Origin of the sequence: Dyadobacter sp. BHUBP1 (assembly GCF_050587785.1) — a bacterium.
Classification (GTDB): domain Bacteria; phylum Bacteroidota; class Bacteroidia; order Cytophagales; family Spirosomataceae; genus Dyadobacter.
Window position 1 is genome coordinate 1 of sequence record NZ_JBOBIH010000036.1, and the last position, 1402, is coordinate 1402.

Genomic DNA, 1402 nt, shown 5'->3' on the forward strand with positions numbered 1-1402 from the left:
ACATCAACTGTGAGCTACATTTCCACGCAACAATACGCTGCATATCGTTCAAAACGCCGGGCCTGCCACCTCTCCGTCAACTTTATGGGAAGCACCTCGGAAATTGACCTACAAGCATTACTTATTTTGAGGGGGCAGGCAATTATACCTACATCCTACCACAGCCGGCAAAAAATACCTGATCTATAAAACATTGAAGCTACCCATATCAAAACAGGACCACGGCTTTATTGGCGTACACAAGTCCACCCTGGTAAACATCAGAAATATTACCACAGGGTCCAAGCTGGAAGGCCACCGCTTTTAGGCTGTGGCAAAGCGGTCCCAATCAGTAAATAGAACTGAAAACTGGTTGCTCCTTTCATCGGGGCCGTTAATATGGACGATGGCCACTTTTATCGCTATTAGTACGCCACAAGCATAGGACAAACCGTCTTGGCACCAGGGGTGACAGACGAAAAGTAGATTTCTATATATGAAAAATGAATATGACCCACCACTTGTCATACAACGATCGACAGCATTGTATGGCCTGCGAATACACCAGGCAAAGCAAGTCTGCTACCAGGAGTTGACGCGACTAAATGAAACCGAATTGGTTCTGGGAAGACATATGCTTGAAACTTCCTGGTCCGACCTGATGGCCAGGATACAGAACGGGGATATCCGGGTACTTGTACCTTCAAGGTCCTATCTGCAAAAATTGAGAAACATTAAGACGGCCAGAACACGGGCACGTTCAAAAAACCTGTCTGATTAATCGCTGACACTCTTATTTAAAGTCTTACCAAATTTCAGAATATGCGTCAATGTATAGAGTTGATCGATTGGAGAGGTCACGTAAATGAAGAAAATGTCGTCTGTCGCATCCATGGACAGGATGATATCGCGGAATTTCTTGCTGAAAACCAAAATAGGTTTGCTTCCGCATCCGTCAGCCAATGTATAATCCCCAGCGGCTATCTGGGCGAAATCTTCTACCTAGGGCAAAAATATCTGTTTTGGGACTGTGAAGTAATCTGTGCAGACCAGCAGACCACCTTCAAATTGTATCTGAAAGAATACTCGTTTGCCTCCAGGCCTTGATGAATGACACTTACACGAAATAATTACGTGCCAAATTAAATAAACCTTCCACTTAATTACATTATGACCAATTATTGCGCAGTGTTTCTGCGAAATCTCTTTGGTGGTATCCTTGGCATTTCCGCTGTGTTATCGACCATTTTGATTGCTCCACTCCTGCTTCTAATTTGGGTTTTAAAGAAGATACGGGGACTATTGATGTTTTGAATTGTATCCTCCGAGTTGATACAATCAGCGAAGGTAACGGAAGTTTAGTCCCGGAAACCAGCTCAAATTATTCGATCAAAAAAGGGCTGTCAGTTCTCATCAAAACGTA

The 1402-nt window shown here is 43.7% G+C and carries 3 protein-coding genes; all 3 read left to right on the forward strand.

Annotation, left to right across the window (positions count from 1 at the left end):
• Positions 1–189 (forward strand): hypothetical protein (locus ACQ4MZ_RS31495; protein WP_430852019.1); only part of this gene is annotated, 189 nt, incomplete at its 5' end.
• A gap of 4 nt (positions 190–193) precedes the next feature.
• Complete coding sequence (locus ACQ4MZ_RS31500; protein ID WP_430852020.1) at positions 194–307, forward strand: hypothetical protein; 114 nt, start codon at positions 194–196, stop codon at positions 305–307.
• A gap of 853 nt (positions 308–1160) precedes the next feature.
• A partial coding sequence (locus tag ACQ4MZ_RS31505; protein WP_430852021.1) for a hypothetical protein occupies positions 1161–1402 on the forward strand: 242 nt, incomplete at its 3' end.